Here is a 15,683-nt window from a genome sequence, read left to right as displayed (position 1 = left end):
TGGCACCGTGTTCGCGGCAGCATCATCGCGAAAACCACGAGCACGCTTCGTCGATCTTTTTGCGCTTCCGGGCAATCGCTTCCGGAAGTTTGGACCAAAAGCGGCACTCGATCGGCCTACCGGCCGGGCGCCGAAACAGTACAGGACAAGGAACTCTCATGGCTAACTCCGCACAAGCACGCAAGCGCGCCCGCCAAGCCGCGAAGGCGAACTCGCATAACTCGGCTCTGCGCTCGAAGTACCGCACGGCTGTCAAGGCTGTCCGCAAGGCAATCGAAGCCGGCGACCAAGCCAAGGCAGCGGAGCTTTTCCGCGCTTCGGCAAAGACGATGGACATCATCGCCGACAAGAAGATCGTGCATAAGAACAAGGCCGCTCGCCATAAGAGCCGCCTGGCCGCAGCCATCAAGGGTCTGCAAGCCGCCGCTTAAGCGACGCTCGGCGTCTCGCCTAGCGTCACTGAAGGTCGTTAAGCGCCTCTAAGCGTCTCGACAAGCAGAGGGACAGCTGAGGCGCTTTTGCCTTGCCGACGAGCGGTTGTTGCCCGGGGATCCGTCCACAGGCCAATCGGTCGCCAGGTAGCCTCGGCAATAAAAAAAGCCCGCAATGTGAAGATTGCGGGCTTTTTTGCGCGCCTATTCGGCGCATTGTCATGGGCCTCGGCTCGTCGCCGCGCCGGAAATTCGAATGAGATGGAAGAAAAAGCGTGACGGCCGAGGCCGCCTACCCTTTACGCGTCGCGCCGTGATCGTCCGGCAGCTCGCAAGCCTCGGTAACGACCAGGTCGTTGTCTTTCGCGAAATTCATCACGAAGTCGAATGCCATCGGTTCGATGTCGCGCAGCCGCGAATCGATGATGACGCATTTGAGATCGCCGAGAAGAATGGGGCGGACGTAGCGCGAGTACTGTAGCCGCGCATTCGGGCCCTGGGCGCCGGGGCCGTAACAGGACATGACCCCTGCCAGACGCTCCGACCAATCACTGGGCCGGAATTTCTTTCCGCCCTTCGTGATGCCTTGAATGAAGTATTCAGTGTGGGATGCTTCGGCCATGTAAGAAACCCATGAGACGTGCCCGAAGCCTGCCCGCCGGGCTTGGGAAAACTCGTCGATTATACCACCAGAAGCGACCTTTGCCGCACTGCACACAAGCGGCCGCGAGGGCGACACGCGCTTAGGCGCTGGCTCGCCGGCTCGTCAAACGAAAAAAATCCTTTATGCTGCTTGCAGTTACCACATCCGACGGCGGCGCCGTCCGGTGCCGGCGCACCGGGTCAAGCCCGCCGTATTCGTTTTATGGCCGCCAAACAAATCCGTCACTACCTGCAGTTCAACGATTTCTCCCGGGACGACTACGAGTACGTGCTAGAACGCGCGCGCATCCTGAAACGCAAGTTCAAGAACTACGAGACGTACCATCCGCTGCACGACCGCACGCTCGCGATGATTTTCGAAAAGAACTCGACGCGTACGCGGCTCTCCTTCGAAGCCGGCATCTTCCAACTCGGCGGCCACGCCGTGTTCATGAGCACGCGCGATACCCAATTGGGCCGCGGCGAGCCGATCGAAGACGCGGCGCAAGTGATCTCGCGCATGGTCGACATCATCATGATCCGCACGTTCGGCCAGGACATCATTCGCCGCTTCGCGGAAAATTCGCGCGTGCCCGTCATCAACGGCCTGACGAACGAATACCATCCGTGCCAGGTGCTCGCCGATATCTTCACGTTCTACGAGCATCGGGGCCCGATCGCCGGCAAGACGGTAGCGTGGGTGGGCGACGCCAATAACATGCTCTATACGTGGATCGAAGCCGCGCAAATTCTCGACTTCAAGCTGCGTATTTCGACGCCGCCCGGCTATGGACTCGATGCGGCGCTCGTCGCACCCGGCAGCGCCGCGTGTTACGACCTGTTCGACGATCCGAACCAAGCCTGCGAAGGCGCCGATCTCGTCACGACCGATGTGTGGACCAGCATGGGATTCGAGGCCGAGAACGAGGTGCGTAAGGCTGCGTTCGCCGATTGGTGCGTCGATGCGGAAATGATGGGGCGAGCCCATCCCGACGCCCTGTTCATGCACTGCCTGCCCGCCCATCGCGGCGAGGAAGTCAGCGCCGACGTGATCGACGGCCCGCAAAGCGTCGTGTGGGACGAAGCCGAGAACCGGCTGCATGTCCAAAAAGCGCTGATGGAATTCCTGCTGCTCGGCAAGCTCAACCACTGAGCGAATGCGCCGCGTCGGCCCTCGCCATGCTCGCGGCCCGCGCGCTGGCGAAGCGGCCCGCGATGCCGCAGCCACGAGCCACGAGCCGCAAGCCTTAAGCCGTCGAAGCCCGAACGTTAAACGACAACAGGCTCGGGCTCCAGCCGCACCCCGTACCGCTCGCGCACATCGTCCTGGATCGCCTGCGCGAGCGCGAGCACCTGCGCCCCGGTGGCGCCGCCGCGATTGACGAGCACCAGCGCCTGCCGTTCGTGAACGGCTGCCGCCCCCATCGCCCGCCCTTTCCAACCGCATCGATCGATGAGCCAGCCCGCCGCCAGCTTGACGCGGCCATCGGCTTGCGGATACGACGCGATCTGCGGCTCGCGCGCGCGCAGCGCCTCGAACGCTTCGGTATCGACCACAGGGTTCTTGAAAAAACTCCCCGCATTGCCGAGCTTGGCCGGATCCGGCAACTTCGCTCGACGCACCGCGACAACGGCATCGAAGATGCCTTGCGGCGTCGCTTCGCCCCCGCTCGCCTCGAGCGCACGCGCCACGTCCGCATAGCCGGCGCGAGGCGCCCAGACCTTCGGCAGACGAAACGTAACCGAAACGATGGCAAAACGATCCCGTCCCGCTTGCTTGAAGAAGCTGTCGCGGTAGCCGAATCGACATTGGCCGGCGTCGAGTTCCACGGTTCGGCCCGTCGCCAGTTCGAGCGCGCGCAAGGAATCGAAACGTTCGGCCATTTCGAGGCCGTAGGCGCCGATGTTTTGGATCGGCGCCGCGCCGACGGTCCCCGGAATCAGCGCCAAGTTCTCGAGCCCGGGCAAGCCGTTCGCGAGCGTCCACGCCACGAACCCATGCCAGCTTTCTCCGGCGGCCGCTTCGACATACCAGGCCTCGCTGTCCTCGCGAACCACGCGCTTACCCATGAGCGCGACGAGCAAGACGACACCGTCGAAATCGCGCGTGAGAACGACGTTGCTGCCGCCGCCGAGCACGAGATGCGGCAAGCCGGTCACACGCGGGTCATGCAAGGCCGCGAGGAATTGAGCGGGCGATTCGATGCGGCAGAACCAGCGGGCTCGAGCATCGAAGCCGAACGTGTTGTGCGCGCGTAGCGAGTAGTCGGGTAGCAGCAAGAACGGCTCGGTATAGGGACGGGACATCGGGAACGGGACATCGGCGAAGAGGGGCTTACGCTGCGCCGCCGGGCCAGGCGTTGCACAATGCGAGTATCGCGCAGCCGCGGCCCGACGTTTTCTCGGAAGAAATGCGTCGGTAAAATGGCGTTCGGTCGTGATTATAGCGAGTGCCCGAAGCGCACCACCTGCTCGGGCACGTACGCGATGCATGCGGTGCGCGCCGCTACAAGCGCGGGTGCCGTCCAAAACATAGCTGGGAGGAATGAATATGCCGTCGTTCGATGTCGTCTGCGAAGCCAATATGATCGAAGTGAAAAACGCGATCGAGCAATCCAACAAGGAAATCTCCACGCGCTTCGATTTCAAAGGATCGGACGCGCGAGTCGAGCAAAAGGAGCGGGAGCTGACGATGTTCGCCGACGACGACTTCAAGCTCGGTCAGGTCAAAGACGTCGTGCTCTCGAAGATGGCCAAGCGCAATGTCGACGTGCGCTTCCTCGATTACGGGAAGGTCGAAAAGATCGGGGGCGACAAGGTCAAGCAGGTCGTCACGATCAAGAAAGGCGTATCGGGCGATCTGGCCAAGAAAATCGTCAAGCTCGTCAAAGACAGCAAGATCAAGGTGCAAGCGAGCATCCAAGGCGACGCCGTACGCGTGACGGGTACCAAGCGCGACGATTTGCAGAGCGTCATCGCCATGCTGCGCAAGGATGTCACGGACACCCCGCTCGATTTCAACAACTTCCGCGATTAACTAGCCCCGGGCGTTCGGCGCGCCCCCCGCGCGCTCAACGTTTGCGGGCATGCGCCGCACCCGCGCCGGGCTTGCCGCCGGCTTGCGCGTCGCCCTTCTTCGCGCCGATCCGGCTTTCCGTGCCGGCGATCAGCTTGGCGATGTTGGCCCGATGCCGCCAGACGAGCAGCGCGCTCATCGCGAACACCGCCCATGCAATCCGATTGGCACCGAACATAAAGATGTCGAACAGCGGCGCGAACACCGCCGCCATGAGCGCGGCGAACGAGGAATAGCGGAAGAAGAAGGCAATGATGAGCCAGGTCAGCGCGGTGGCCAGACCGAGTACCGGGTTGATCGCAAGCAACACGCCGGCCGCCGTCGCCACCCCCTTGCCGCCTTTGAACTTGAAGAAGATCGGGTAGAGGTGCCCCAAGAACACGGCGATCGCGGCCAGCGCCACCGCCGTATCGTCCAGGCCGAACCTAGGCCCGAAGCGCGCGACGAGCCACACGGCGAGCCAGCCTTTGAAGGCGTCGCCGAGGAGCGTGAGGATGGCCGCGGTCTTGTTGCCGCTGCGCAGCACGTTCGTCGCGCCGGGGTTCTTCGATCCGTACGAGCGGGGATCGGCCAGCCCCATGGCGGCGCTGACGATCACGGCGAACGAGATCGATCCGATCAAATAGGCGGCTACGGTGGCGATCAGCAATGACATAGCAGTGACTCTTTCGACTTGGCGGGCATAGCGCGCAGCGCGCGCGGGCGGCTCATTCTACAGAACGGCGCGGCTCATTCGCTGCTGGCGCATTGCACGGGGCGCGCGCCGAGCAATGCGGTCAACACCGAGGGCGAGAGACTCACGAGATAGCCGCGACGCCCGCCGTTCAGGTAGATCGAACCGAGTTCGAGGATGCTCGATTCGACGTAGACGGGCATCGTCTTTTTCGTCCCGAACGGCGACGTGCCGCCCACCAGGTAACCGGAATGGCGGTTGGCAACCTCGGGCTTGCAAGGCTCGACGCGCTTGGCCCCGATCTGCCGGGCCAAGTTTTTCGTCGACACGGTACGGTCGCCATGCATGAGGACGATCAGCGGCTTGGCGTTCTCGTCTTCCATGACGAGCGTCTTGACCACGCAGTGCTCGTCCACGCCGAGCTGACGCGCGGATTCGGCCGTGCCGCCATGCTCGATGTACTCGTAGGGGTGCTCGCCGAAGGGCACGTCGTGGCGACGCAAGAACTGCGTGGCCTGGGTCTCCGAGACATGTTTGGTTTTGCTCATCGGCGCATTGTAAGCGCAACCGCCCCGCCCTTTCATCTTTCGCGCGGCACCGCGTTCGGCCGCGCCCTTGCGTCTACCCGCGCGGATGGTGCGCCGCGTGCAAGACCTTCAAGCGCTCGCGGGCGACGTGCGTGTAGATTTGCGTCGTCGAAATATCGGCGTGGCCGAGCAATAGCTGCACGACACGCAGGTCGGCACCGTGATTGATGAGGTGCGTCGCGAAGGCGTGGCGCAGCGTGTGCGGCGACAACGGCGTGCGCACATCGGCTGCGCGCGCGTGCCGCTTGATGATGTTCCAAAACTGCTGGCGCGTCATGCCCTCGCCGCGGCCGGTGACGAACAGCGCGTCGGCCGCTCGCGCGCCCATGAGCGCCGGCCGTGCCTCGCGCAAATAGCGGGCGATCCATCCATGCGCCTCTTCGCCGAACGGCACGAGCCGCTCTTTGGAGCCCTTGCCCATCACACGGACAACGCCCTCGTTCAAGCCGACTTCCACCGTTTTGAGCGCCACGAGTTCGCTCACGCGCAATCCGCTCGCATACATGAGTTCGAGCATCGTGCGATCGCGCAACCCGAGCGCGGTCTCGACGTCGGGCGCCGCGAGCAGTGCCTCCACCTGTGCCTCCGTCAACGTCGACGGAAACCGCGGCGCTTGCTTGGCCGACCGAATGCGCATCGTCGGATCGGCGGCGATCCGGTGTTCGCGCAGCGCCCAGGCGTAATAGCGGCGAAAGACGGAAAGACGGCGATTCGCGGAGGTCGGTTTGCCGTCGCTGCGGGCCGCGAGGTAGCCGTTGATGTGCGCTTCGCTTGCGGCGTCGATCCCGACGCCTTGCGTACGCGCGAGCCAGTCGGCGAAGAGCCGTAGATCCCGGCCGTAGGCATCGAGCGTATTGCGCGCGAGGCCGTGCTCGAGCCACAGCGCGTCGCCGAATGCATCGATCGATCGCACGTTGGCAGCCTGAAGGGCCTGTAGCGCGGGATCGACCGGCGCGTCGTTCGCTGCCGCAGCGGCATCCGGCGTCTCGGCCACGGCAAAACCGTTCGTTTCGCTCATAGCCCGAGCGCCAATTGACGGCTTTCATGCGCCAGCAGCCAGCGCTTGACGCGCGGGTAGAAGCCGTCGCCCGCATGATGGGAGAAACCGCCCAGACCGTTCGCCGCCACCACGCGATGGCATGGGATCACGAGCGGAAACGGATTGTCGCCGCAGGCCTGTCCCACCGCGCGCGCCACGCCGTCCACCTGCCGCGCGAGTGCGCCGTAGGTCATCACGCTGCCGACCGGGATCTCGCACATCGCTTGCCAGACGCGGCGCTGAAACGGCGTGCCCGCATCGGCGAGCGGCAGATCGAAAGGGGCGCCGGCATCGGCCAAATAGCGCTCGATCTGCTCGCTAGCGCGTGTCGCGATGGCCGAATCGGGCGCGCGGGCCGGCACCGAATCCTCGAGATAGGCGATCGAGCGGACGACGCCGGCCGCGGCATCGACTTCGATCCCGACTTTGCCGAACGGCGCTTCGACGACAGCGTGGTACATCGCAGCTCTCCTGCTCTCCGATAGATGGTGGTGGCGATGCTTGGCTCGATAGCTTACGCCGCTTGCAGCGCCCAATGCACGTGTTCGCGCACGAGCGGCGAAGGATCGTCGGCGCGCGCACGCAGCGCCTCGACGATACGCGCACGCATCGCATCCGCAAGCGGCGCGGCCGCGTCCTGAGCGCGCCCGGCGCGCAAGGCGTTGCCCATCGCGACAGCCAGATTGCGCAGCCATCGCTCGTAGCCGATCCGGCGGATCGCGCTGCCCTGCATCCGCGTATCGAACATCTCGGCACTCCAGGCGAATAATTCGACGAGGCTCGCGCGATCCAATCCGTGCCGCACATCGAAATCGTCGACGCTCGCCGCCTGCGCGAACTTGTTCCACGGACATACGAGCTGGCAATCGTCGCAGCCGTAGATCCGATTGCCGATCAGCGGCCGCAGCGGCTCGGGGATGCTGCCCGCAAGCTCGATCGTCAGATACGAAATGCAGCGGCGCGCATCGACGCGATAGGGGCCGACGATCGCACCGGTCGGGCAGACATCGATGCAGCGCGTGCATTGTCCGCAATGCGCACCGGCCTCGCGCGTGGCCCGCTCGGGCGCCGTTTGAGCGTCCGTGGGAAGGGGCAGATCGACGTAGATCTCGCCGAGAAAAAATAGCGAACCCGCGTCGCGCTCGAGCAGCAGCGTGTGCTTGCCGCGCCAGCCTACGCCGGCCTTTTGCGCGAGCGCGACTTCGAGTACGGGCGCCGAATCGGTGAAGACGCGATAGCCGAACGCGCCGATCTCGCGTTCGATGCGCTCGGCGAGCTGCTGCAACCGCGCGCGCATGACCTTGTGATAGTCGCGTCCACGCGCATAGATCGAGACGACCGCGGCCGCCGGATCGGCCAGGCGCGCCCATTCGCGCGAGCGCCACGCGTCGTGCGCATCCTCCGCTGTGGCTGACGACGGGCTTTCAGGTCGCCCCCCGCCAAGCGTCGCGGCGGGCAAATAAGGCATGCGCGCCGTGATCACGCGTCGCGTGCCGGCCACAAGCTCGGCCGGCCGCGCACGTTTGGCGCCATGTTTGGCCATATAATCCATTTCGCCGTGGCAGCCCGCCTCGAGCCAAGCGGCAAGCGCCGCTTCGGCCTCGGACAAATCGGTATCGCTGATGCCCACGGCGGCAAAGCCCAGCTCGCGCCCCCACGTTTTGATGTGCTGCGCGAGTGTGGCGAGCGCGCCATCGTCGAGGGGCTCGGCCGGTTCATCGGCGCCGCCGCGCGTATCGGTCTCGCCGAGTGCGCGCGCGCTAAGAGTGGCCTTATCCGAACTTCGTTTCATCCCGCTATTTTACGAGAATGCCCGCCGCGCCCGCTTCGTCGTTTTTTCCGCCCGCGAAAGCGCTGCTCGAGCGCCGCTTCACGCTCGACGATCTCGCGGCCACCGACGCGTTCGGCGTGCGTTTCGCCCGCGCCATCGACGAAATCCGCGTCACGCCGGGCTTTAGCGGCCTGCATGTGCAACTGCTGGGCGATCTGGGCGCAGGCAAGACCACACTCGTGCGCGCGACCCTCGCCGGGCTCGGCCACTCGGGGCGCGTCCGCAGCCCCACCTACACGCTCGTCGAACCCTACGCGCTCGCGCGCGAGCGGGGGGAACTCGCGCTCTATCACTTCGATCTTTACCGCTTCGCCGATCCGGCGGAGTGGCTTGACGCCGGCTTTCGCGAATATTTCGACGCCGGGGCGATCTGCCTCGTCGAATGGCCGCAGAAAGCCGGTGCGCTGCTCGGCACGCCCGATCTCGTGTTCGCCCTCGAGCCGATCGACGAACACCGGCGCCTGCTCGATGCCCGCGCATACAGCGAATCAGGAAAAGCATGTCTCGAAAGATGTTGATCAAACCGTTCAAGTCGATCGAATCCGCCGCGACCGCGACGCATAACTGGCGCCGCCGCCAAGTGCTGCGCGCGGGCGCATCGACGCTCGTCGTCGGGTTGGCGGCGGCCTTCGGCTTGCCGGGCACGGCACTGGCCAGTTCGGTGCTGGGGGTGCGCGTGTGGCCGGCGCGCGACTATACGCGCGTCACGATCGAATCCGATCAGCCGCTCGAAACGACACAGCAGCTTCTGCAAGGGCCCGATCGCCTGGTCGTCGATCTGAACGGCCTCGATCTCGATCAGGCGTTGCGCGATCTGGTCTCCAAGATCGCACCGAACGATCCGCAGATCAAAACGGTGCGCGTCGGGCAATTTCAGCCGCATGTCGTGCGCCTCGTATTCGATCTGAAAGGATCGGTCAAACCTCAAGTATTTTCGTTGCCGCCGGTGGGAAGCTATCGCTACCGGCTCGTGCTCGATCTCTACCCGACGGTCGCGCCCGATCCGCTGATGGAGCTGCTGGCCGAAACGCAGCGCAAGGAAAAACGCCTGGACGACAGCACCCGCGGAACGGACGCGCTCGAGAACGCGCCCGCGCCGCTCGCGGGGCCGAACGCGGCGCCCGCCACGCCCCCCTCGCCGCCCGACAACAGCGACGCGTTCTTCGAGCGCTACGCGCAAAACGGGATACCCAGTACGCCGGGCCCGGGCGTCCCGGCTTCGCCGAGCGCCGGCCCGAATGCGAACGCGAGCCCCGGGACGACGCACAAAGCGCCGAAATCCCCGGCTGCGCCCCCCACGCTCGCCCAGCGTCCGGGCGGGCCGGATAAGAACGGCCCCGCAGCCGAGGATGGGCTCGGCGATGGCGATGCCTACGCCTTCACGGCGCCCAAATCCGGCAAGACCGTACGCCTGCTCACGGTCGCGATCGACCCCGGCCACGGCGGCGAGGATCCCGGGGCGATCGGCAGCGCCGGCACCTACGAGAAGCACGTTGCGCTCGATATCGCGAAGAAGCTGCGCGCGCTGATCGACGCGCAACCGAACATGCGCTCGATGATGACGCGCGACGCCGACTTCTTCGTCCCGCTCAACGTCCGCGTGCAAAAGGCGCGGCGCGTCGGCGCCGATCTGTTCGTCTCGATCCACGCGGATGCGTTCACGACGCCCGAGGCGCGCGGCTCGTCGGTGTTCGCGCTGTCCGAGCACGGCGCGACGAGCGCCGCGGCACGGTGGATGGCGAATAAGGAAAACTCGTCGGATCTGATCGGCGGCATCAACGTCAAGACGCAGGACGCGTCGGTGAACCGCGCGCTGTTCGATATGTCCACCACCGCGCAGATTCGCGACTCTCTACGCTACGGCTCGTTCGTGCTCAAGGAAGTCGGCGAGATCAACAAGCTGCATAAGGGTTCGGTCGAGCAAGCCGGCTTTGCGGTGCTCAAGGCGCCCGATATTCCTTCGATCCTCGTCGAAACGGCATTCATCAGCAATCCCGATGAGGAAAAGCGTCTGAACGACGACGGGTATCGCAGCGAAATGGCGAGCGCGATCCTTAAAGGGATCAAACGCTACTTCGCGGCGAATCCGCCGCTGGCGAAGAACCGCATGGCTTGAACTTCGGCCGGGGCGCGCGCTCGGTGCGACAGCAGCGGCGCGCTCGGTGCAAAGCAGCGGTGCGCCCCGTGCCGCCTACGGAACCGGATTGGCGAGGCGAAGTACAATGGTCCGCCCAACCGAAGCCCCGTAGGGAGTGCGCTGTGCCGACATCCGTCAAAGCCATCCTCAAACCGACGCTGCGCGACATCGGCAGCCTCTCGGTGCGCCGCGTGTTGCCCGCGCTCGCGGCGCGTCTCGTCGGCCCGTTCATTTTCTTCGATCACATGGGGCCCGCCCGCTATGCACCGGGCACCGGTGTCGATGTGCGCCCGCACCCCCATATCGGTCTGGCCACGGTGACGTATCTGTTCGAAGGCGCCATGCTTCACCGCGACAGCATCGGCTCGGTGCAGAGAATCACCCCGGGCGACGTCAACTGGATGACGGCCGGCCGCGGCATCGTTCACTCGGAGCGCACGCCGGACGAGGAGCGGCGCCGGGGCCAAGTCTTGCACGGCATTCAAACGTGGGTGGCGCTGCCGCTCGCCCACGAAAACGACGAGCCCGCGTTCGAACATCGCGCCGCCGCGACGCTGCCGCAAATCGAACGCAACGGCGTGACGCTGACCGTCATCGCCGGCAGCGCCTTCGGTGCCCAAGCGCCGACGCGCACCTACTCGCCCACACTGTACGTGGCGGCGAACTTCGCCCCCGACGGTGCGCTGGCGCTGACGCCGGAACACGAAGAACGCGGCGTTTATCTCGTCGACGGCGATCTGGCGATCGACGGCGAGCCGCTCGAGGCTCACCACATGGCTGTTCTCGTACCGGGCGAGACGGCGACGCTCTCGAGCCGCGCGGGAGCGTTGGCGATGCTGCTCGGCGGCGCGAAACTCGAAGGCGAGCGTTTCATCGAATGGAATTTCGTAGCGAGTTCGCGCGAAAGAATCGCCGACGCCAAGGCGGCCTGGTCCGCCCAAACGATGGGCCAGGTGCCCGGCGAGACCGAGTGGATTGCGCTGCCCGAGCGCCCGGCGCACGCGCGCAAGGATTGAAAAACGCGCGGCGGGCCCCATGTCTAGAGCCTAGGTTTAAAGCCTAGCGCTGCTACCAGACTCAAAGGAAGGACCGATGAACACCAGTTTGGCTACGTTCGAGAAAGACGTCATCGACGCTTCGGCGCTCGCCCCCGTCCTGGTCGATTTCTGGGCGCCTTGGTGCGGCCCGTGCACCTCGCTCGGCCCGCTGCTCGAAAAGCTCGAACACGAGTACGCCGGCCGCTGGCGGCTCGTGAAAGTCAACGTCGACGAAAACCAGGAACTCGCCGCCCATTTCCAGGTGCGCAGCATTCCGCACGTCGTGGCGTTCTCGGGCGGGCGCCCGGTCGACCAATTCACCGGCGTATTGCCGGAGAGCCAACTGCGCGCGTTCATCGAACGGCTCGTGCCGGATCCCGCGCAGGCCGAACATCGCACCGCGCTGCTTGCGCTCGAGGCGGGCCAGCGCGGCGTCGCCCTCGAGCACCTGCAAACGGCGCTCGCGCTCGATCCGGGTTTCGACGAGGCGCGTCTCGATCTGATCGAGCTGCTGCTCGACGAAGAGCGGACCGACGACGCACGCCGCGAGGCCGAGCTGCTTTCGCCGAAAATCACGCAAGGCATCGACGCGCGTTACAACACGCTGAAGACGCGGCTCGACGCCCTCGACGCGGCGGCCGAGCTGCCGCCTACCGACGCGCTGGAGGCCGCGGTCGCGGCCGATGCCGGCAATCTAGAGGCGCGTTTCGACTTGGCCAACGCGCTGATCGCGCGACGCGCCTACGAACCGGCGCTCGAACATCTGCTGGAAATCGTCAAGCGCGATCGATCGTTCCGCGACGATGTGGGCCGCAAGACGATGCTGTCGGTCTTCGATTTGGCGGCGCATCGCCCCGAACTGGTCTCGGCATGGCGGCGCCGGCTCAGCGCCGCATTGAACTGACGCTACGCGCCTGAGCAAACGCCGAGCGCCGCCCCGGACGCTCGGCACCGGCTGCTTGTCGTGGCGGCACGGTTGCCGTTCAGCCGTTCAGCCGCTCAGCCGCTCAGCCGCTCAGCCGTTCAGCCGCTCAGCCGCTCAGCCGCTCAGCCGTTCAGCCGTTCAGCCGTTCAGCCGTTCAGCCGTTCAGCCGTTCAGCCGTTCAGCCGCTCAGCCGTTCAACGCGCCGTTTTGGCCAAAGCTCGCAGCACGTGGGCCGCGGCGGCAAAGCCGAAGCTGGCCGTCACGCAGACGCTCGAACCGAAGCCGGCGCAATTGAGGCCGACCGGCCCCGCGTGTCCCGGAGATGTATTCAAGTGTTCGGCAACGTCGTCCATATCGCAGACGGCCGCCTCCGGATAGATCAGCGGTTCGTCGGAATACACGGCGCTCACCTTGAATTTCGCTTTGGGCCCGCGCGGGAAGCCGTGTTGCTTGCGCAATTGCGCGCGCACCTTCGAGAGCAACGGGTCTTGGATGGTCAGCGCCAGATCGTCGATACGGATCCGGGTCGGATCGAGTTGTCCGCCCGCGCCGCCCACTGTGATGAGCGGCTGGCCCCGCTCGACGCACCAGGCGATCAGCGCCGTTTTCGTGCGGACGCTGTCGATGGCGTCGATGACAAAATCGAAGCCGCCGCCTAGCAACGCATCGAAATTCTCCGGATCGACGAAATCCTCCACGCGGCGCACCACGCACGCGCGGTCGATCAACGCGATACGCTCGGCCATGGCGTCGACTTTGGGCTTGCCGAAATTGCCGTCGAGCGCGTGGACCTGCCGATTCGTGTTGCTTTCGGCGACGTTGTCGAGATCGATCAGCGTCAGCGTCCCGACCGCGCTACGCGCTAGCGCCTCGGCCGCCCACGAGCCCACGCCGCCGATACCGATGACGGCCACGTGGGCGCGTTCGAAGGCAGCCAGTGCGTCGGGGCCATACAGCCGTGCAATGCCGCCGAAGCGGCGCGCGCGGTCCGCGTGCTCGGCGTCGTCGGCGCCGCTCGGCGCGAGAAGAGGATCGGATTGGGCCAACATGGCGTGAGGGCTGGACATGACATCTGCACATGGTACGAGCAAGGCCGTATTGTGCCTCATCGCCCCCATCCGAGCTGCGACGCTCGGGCACTGGCGCATCGCGCGTTCGCTTGCCAACATTTCAGGTTTCGCCGTAATCCGTCCAACCCGAGGCAGATTTTCCGCAGGTTGGCTATACTGACCCCGACTGTGTAGCGGTCGCATAACAACATGACTACCCTCGCCGATCTCCGTAAAGACTACGCGCGCGGCTCACTCGACGAAACGAGTGTCGACGCCGATCCGATCCGCCAATTCGACGCTTGGTTCAAGCAAGCGCTCGACGCGCGGTTGCCCGAGCCGAACACGATGACCCTCGCCACTGTCGACGCGCGCGGTTATCCCTCGGCGCGAATCGTGCTCATCAAGGGCGTCGACGCCCGCGGCTTCGTCTTTTTCACGAATTACGAGAGCCGCAAGGGGCTCGATTTGGCGGCCAATCCGCACGCGAGCCTGCTCTTTTACTGGATCGAACTCGAACGTCAGGTGCGTGTGGAAGGCACGGTGGTGAAAACGAGCGCGGAAGAAAGCGACGCCTATTTTCACTCGCGTCCGCTGGGCTCGCGCATCGGCGCTTGGGCGTCGGATCAAAGCCGGCAAATCGAAAGCCGCGCACTGCTCGAGGCCCGAGAAAAATCGTTCGCCGAACGTTTCGGCGAAACCCCGCCGCGGCCCCCGCATTGGGGCGGCTACCGCCTCGTGCCGGAGACGATCGAATTTTGGCAAGGGCGCCCGTCGCGCCTGCACGACCGAATTCTTTACACGCGCCTGAGCGCCGAAAGCTGGCGCATCTCGCGACTATCGCCGTAACGGCGAACCGACGCGCCCGCGCCCGCCCCTCTCGCCCGTACCGGGGGTAGGCGGCTCGCTCGTCTGTGCAAGAACACGCCGTCCGCGCCTCGCGCGCGAGCTGCGGGCGGCTGCTTTGCTCTGCTTTGCATTTTCAACGTACACGGAGAAAACGCATGTTCTGGGAGAAAAAGCTAGCGCAGTGGGTGGACGACGTGCGAAACAAGACGAACTTGCCGGCGCGTCTCGTCTTATGGAATGGGCAACAACTCGACTTCGGCAGCTTCGCGGCACCGCAAGTCACGCTCAAGGTCAATTCGGCTTCCGCGCTGCCGTTGCTGCTCGAGCCCAGCCTCGACAATCTCGGCGAAGCCTATGTCGAGGGCAAGATTGACATCGAAGGCAAGCTGTCCGACATCATCACGATCGGCTACTCGCTCGCCAAGAGCACGGTGACGAGCGCGAGCAAGCTGGCCCGCGTGCGGCGCTACTTCAACCACACGAAAACGTCGGATAAAAAAGCCATTCAGTATCACTACGACGTTTCGAATGAGTTCTACCAACTGTGGCTGGACGATAGCATGGTGTATTCGTGCGCCTACTTCGAAAACGGCGATGAAGACCTCGGCACGGCGCAGCGCAAGAAGATCGACCACATTCTGAGAAAAATTCAGTTGCAGCCCGGTCAGCGCCTGCTCGATATCGGCTGCGGATGGGGCGCCCTCGTCTTGCGCGCGGCCAGCCAATTCGGTGCGCAGTGCGTGGGCGTCACGCTCTCGCAAAACCAGTACGACCTCGCGACCGAACGCATCAAGGCGGCGGGGCTCGCCGACAAGATCGAGATTCGCCTGCAAGACTATCGCGATCTCGACGGTCAATTCGATCGCATCACGAGCGTCGGCATGTTCGAACACGTGGGGCGCAAGAATTTACCCACGTACTTCGCCAAGATTCGCGAGTTGCTGACGGAAGACGGCATCGCGATGAACCACGGCATTACCTCGACCGATTACGACAGCGGCGAGACCGCGCTCGGCGGCGGCGAGTTCATCGATCGCTATGTCTTCCCCGACGGCGAGCTGCCGCACATCAGTCTCGCGCTCGAGGCGATGCAGCGCGGCGGGCTCGAGCCGGTCGACATCGAAAGCTTGCGGCGGCATTACGCGCACACGCTCGGAATCTGGACCGAGAACTTCGAAGCGCACAGCGAAAAGCTCAAGACGCTCGTCGATGACGAGAAATTTCGGATCTGGCGCGTTTATCTGGCCGGTTGCGCCTACGCCTTCGAAAACGACGACGTCTCGCTGTTCCAAATCGTGTGCCGCAGGGCGGGCCGCAGCGCTCAGACATTGCCTTGGTCGCGCCGCTACATGTACGATCGGCCGCTTTAGCGCGTAGCGCCCACTCGGGGCTCCTTCGCGGAGCCCG

At 64.8% G+C, this 15,683-nt stretch carries 17 protein-coding genes; 9 read left to right on the top strand and 8 right to left on the bottom strand.

Annotation, left to right across the window (positions count from 1 at the left end; genetic code table 11):
- Positions 1-158: 158 nt before the first annotated feature.
- The gene (gene rpsT, locus ACTHN9_RS10140; RefSeq protein ID WP_102647170.1) at positions 159-431 is read left to right on the top strand and encodes a 30S ribosomal protein S20; all 273 of its coding nucleotides are present in this window, start codon (positions 159-161) and stop codon (positions 429-431) included.
- Between the two features lie 292 nt (positions 432-723).
- Here the strand turns inward: rpsT and ACTHN9_RS10135 are convergent, their stop codons facing one another.
- On the bottom strand, positions 724-1,053 hold the full coding sequence (locus ACTHN9_RS10135) for a DUF3579 domain-containing protein (protein WP_440536627.1): 330 nt from the start codon (positions 1,051-1,053) through the stop codon (positions 724-726).
- A gap of 243 nt (positions 1,054-1,296) precedes the next feature.
- Here ACTHN9_RS10135 and argF point away from each other — a divergent pair, with 243 nt between their 5' ends.
- Positions 1,297-2,226 (top strand): ornithine carbamoyltransferase, encoded by a 930-nt coding sequence (argF, locus tag ACTHN9_RS10130; protein WP_440536626.1) that lies wholly within the window; start codon positions 1,297-1,299, stop codon positions 2,224-2,226.
- Positions 2,227-2,342: 116 nt separating this feature from the next.
- Here the strand turns inward: argF and murB are convergent, their stop codons facing one another.
- Complete coding sequence (gene murB, locus ACTHN9_RS10125) at positions 2,343-3,380, bottom strand: UDP-N-acetylmuramate dehydrogenase (protein ID WP_440536625.1); 1,038 nt, start codon at positions 3,378-3,380, stop codon at positions 2,343-2,345.
- Positions 3,381-3,624: 244 nt separating this feature from the next.
- Between murB and ACTHN9_RS10120 the strand changes: the two genes are divergently transcribed.
- Complete coding sequence (locus ACTHN9_RS10120; RefSeq protein ID WP_440536624.1) at positions 3,625-4,110, top strand: YajQ family cyclic di-GMP-binding protein; 486 nt, start codon at positions 3,625-3,627, stop codon at positions 4,108-4,110.
- 34 nt (positions 4,111-4,144) lie between these two features.
- On the opposite strand, the gene plsY is transcribed toward ACTHN9_RS10120, so the two are convergent.
- The 5 genes from plsY to queG all read right to left on the bottom strand — a co-directional run bounded on the left by plsY (position 4,145) and on the right by queG (position 8,240).
- On the bottom strand, positions 4,145-4,804 hold the full coding sequence (gene plsY, locus ACTHN9_RS10115) for a glycerol-3-phosphate 1-O-acyltransferase PlsY (protein ID WP_440536623.1): 660 nt from the start codon (positions 4,802-4,804) through the stop codon (positions 4,145-4,147).
- A gap of 74 nt (positions 4,805-4,878) precedes the next feature.
- Positions 4,879-5,370, bottom strand: a complete 492-nt coding sequence (gene ybaK, locus ACTHN9_RS10110; protein WP_440536622.1) for a Cys-tRNA(Pro) deacylase — start codon at positions 5,368-5,370, stop codon at positions 4,879-4,881.
- A gap of 73 nt (positions 5,371-5,443) precedes the next feature.
- Positions 5,444-6,427 carry a site-specific tyrosine recombinase XerD gene (xerD, locus tag ACTHN9_RS10105; RefSeq protein WP_440536621.1) on the bottom strand — a complete coding sequence of 328 codons (984 nt, stop codon included), beginning with the start codon at positions 6,425-6,427 and terminating at the stop codon, positions 5,444-5,446.
- Positions 6,424-6,909 carry a methylated-DNA--[protein]-cysteine S-methyltransferase gene (locus ACTHN9_RS10100; protein WP_440536620.1) on the bottom strand — a complete coding sequence of 162 codons (486 nt, stop codon included), beginning with the start codon at positions 6,907-6,909 and terminating at the stop codon, positions 6,424-6,426. Before ACTHN9_RS10100 ends, xerD begins: the two co-directional genes overlap by 4 nt.
- Before the next feature lie 53 nt (positions 6,910-6,962).
- Entirely contained in the window at positions 6,963-8,240 is a 1,278-nt protein-coding gene (gene queG / locus ACTHN9_RS10095; protein ID WP_440536619.1) for a tRNA epoxyqueuosine(34) reductase QueG, read from the bottom strand.
- 17 nt (positions 8,241-8,257) lie between these two features.
- Between queG and tsaE the strand changes: the two genes are divergently transcribed.
- From tsaE to trxA, 4 genes are all read left to right on the top strand, one after another.
- Entirely contained in the window at positions 8,258-8,797 is a 540-nt protein-coding gene (gene tsaE / locus ACTHN9_RS10090; RefSeq protein ID WP_440536618.1) for a tRNA (adenosine(37)-N6)-threonylcarbamoyltransferase complex ATPase subunit type 1 TsaE, read from the top strand.
- Positions 8,779-10,395, top strand: a complete 1,617-nt coding sequence (locus ACTHN9_RS10085; RefSeq protein WP_440536617.1) for an N-acetylmuramoyl-L-alanine amidase — start codon at positions 8,779-8,781, stop codon at positions 10,393-10,395. The genes tsaE and ACTHN9_RS10085 overlap by 19 nt, the downstream gene beginning before the upstream one ends.
- Before the next feature lie 143 nt (positions 10,396-10,538).
- On the top strand, positions 10,539-11,432 hold the full coding sequence (locus tag ACTHN9_RS10080) for a pirin family protein (RefSeq protein ID WP_440536616.1): 894 nt from the start codon (positions 10,539-10,541) through the stop codon (positions 11,430-11,432).
- A 76-nt stretch (positions 11,433-11,508) separates the two neighbouring features.
- Positions 11,509-12,357: a thioredoxin gene (gene trxA / locus ACTHN9_RS10075; RefSeq protein ID WP_440536615.1), complete on the top strand. Its 849-nt coding sequence runs from the start codon at positions 11,509-11,511 to the stop codon at positions 12,355-12,357.
- 215 nt (positions 12,358-12,572) lie between these two features.
- Here trxA and ACTHN9_RS10070 read toward each other — a convergent pair whose 3' ends face one another.
- Positions 12,573-13,427 carry a tRNA threonylcarbamoyladenosine dehydratase gene (locus tag ACTHN9_RS10070; RefSeq protein ID WP_440536654.1) on the bottom strand — a complete coding sequence of 285 codons (855 nt, stop codon included), beginning with the start codon at positions 13,425-13,427 and terminating at the stop codon, positions 12,573-12,575.
- 210 nt (positions 13,428-13,637) lie between these two features.
- On the opposite strand from ACTHN9_RS10070, the gene pdxH reads away from it, so the two are divergent.
- A complete protein-coding gene (gene pdxH, locus ACTHN9_RS10065) occupies positions 13,638-14,276 on the top strand; it encodes a pyridoxamine 5'-phosphate oxidase (protein WP_440536614.1) in 639 nt (212 codons plus the stop codon).
- Between the two features lie 155 nt (positions 14,277-14,431).
- The gene (locus ACTHN9_RS10060) at positions 14,432-15,646 is read left to right on the top strand and encodes a class I SAM-dependent methyltransferase (RefSeq protein WP_440536613.1); all 1,215 of its coding nucleotides are present in this window, start codon (positions 14,432-14,434) and stop codon (positions 15,644-15,646) included.
- The last annotated feature ends 37 nt before the right edge of the window (positions 15,647-15,683 follow it).

The sequence above is a fragment of the Trinickia sp. genome (assembly GCF_051953405.1).
Taxonomy (GTDB): Bacteria; Pseudomonadota; Gammaproteobacteria; order Burkholderiales; family Burkholderiaceae; genus Trinickia.
The sequence above is the reverse complement of the archived record's forward strand: the minus strand, read 5'-3'. Positions and strand labels throughout refer to the sequence as shown.

What these genes read in the sequence shown, in the direction of transcription:
- rpsT (WP_102647170.1), top strand. Translation starts at nt 159, where the DNA reads ATGGCTAACTCCGCACAAGCACGCAAGCGCGCCCGCCAAGCCGCGAAG.
- ACTHN9_RS10135 (WP_440536627.1), bottom strand. Translation starts at nt 1,053, where the DNA reads ATGGCCGAAGCATCCCACACTGAATACTTCATTCAAGGCATCACGAAG.
- argF (WP_440536626.1), top strand. Translation starts at nt 1,297, where the DNA reads ATGGCCGCCAAACAAATCCGTCACTACCTGCAGTTCAACGATTTCTCC.
- murB (WP_440536625.1), bottom strand. Translation starts at nt 3,380, where the DNA reads ATGTCCCGTCCCTATACCGAGCCGTTCTTGCTGCTACCCGACTACTCG.
- ACTHN9_RS10120 (WP_440536624.1), top strand. Translation starts at nt 3,625, where the DNA reads ATGCCGTCGTTCGATGTCGTCTGCGAAGCCAATATGATCGAAGTGAAA.
- plsY (WP_440536623.1), bottom strand. Translation starts at nt 4,804, where the DNA reads ATGTCATTGCTGATCGCCACCGTAGCCGCCTATTTGATCGGATCGATC.
- ybaK (WP_440536622.1), bottom strand. Translation starts at nt 5,370, where the DNA reads ATGAGCAAAACCAAACATGTCTCGGAGACCCAGGCCACGCAGTTCTTG.
- xerD (WP_440536621.1), bottom strand. Translation starts at nt 6,427, where the DNA reads ATGAGCGAAACGAACGGTTTTGCCGTGGCCGAGACGCCGGATGCCGCT.
- ACTHN9_RS10100 (WP_440536620.1), bottom strand. Translation starts at nt 6,909, where the DNA reads ATGTACCACGCTGTCGTCGAAGCGCCGTTCGGCAAAGTCGGGATCGAA.
- queG (WP_440536619.1), bottom strand. Translation starts at nt 8,240, where the DNA reads ATGAAACGAAGTTCGGATAAGGCCACTCTTAGCGCGCGCGCACTCGGC.
- tsaE (WP_440536618.1), top strand. Translation starts at nt 8,258, where the DNA reads ATGCCCGCCGCGCCCGCTTCGTCGTTTTTTCCGCCCGCGAAAGCGCTG.
- ACTHN9_RS10085 (WP_440536617.1), top strand. Translation starts at nt 8,779, where the DNA reads ATGTCTCGAAAGATGTTGATCAAACCGTTCAAGTCGATCGAATCCGCC.
- trxA (WP_440536615.1), top strand. Translation starts at nt 11,509, where the DNA reads ATGAACACCAGTTTGGCTACGTTCGAGAAAGACGTCATCGACGCTTCG.
- ACTHN9_RS10070 (WP_440536654.1), bottom strand. Translation starts at nt 13,427, where the DNA reads ATGTTGGCCCAATCCGATCCTCTTCTCGCGCCGAGCGGCGCCGACGAC.
- pdxH (WP_440536614.1), top strand. Translation starts at nt 13,638, where the DNA reads ATGACTACCCTCGCCGATCTCCGTAAAGACTACGCGCGCGGCTCACTC.
- ACTHN9_RS10060 (WP_440536613.1), top strand. Translation starts at nt 14,432, where the DNA reads ATGTTCTGGGAGAAAAAGCTAGCGCAGTGGGTGGACGACGTGCGAAAC.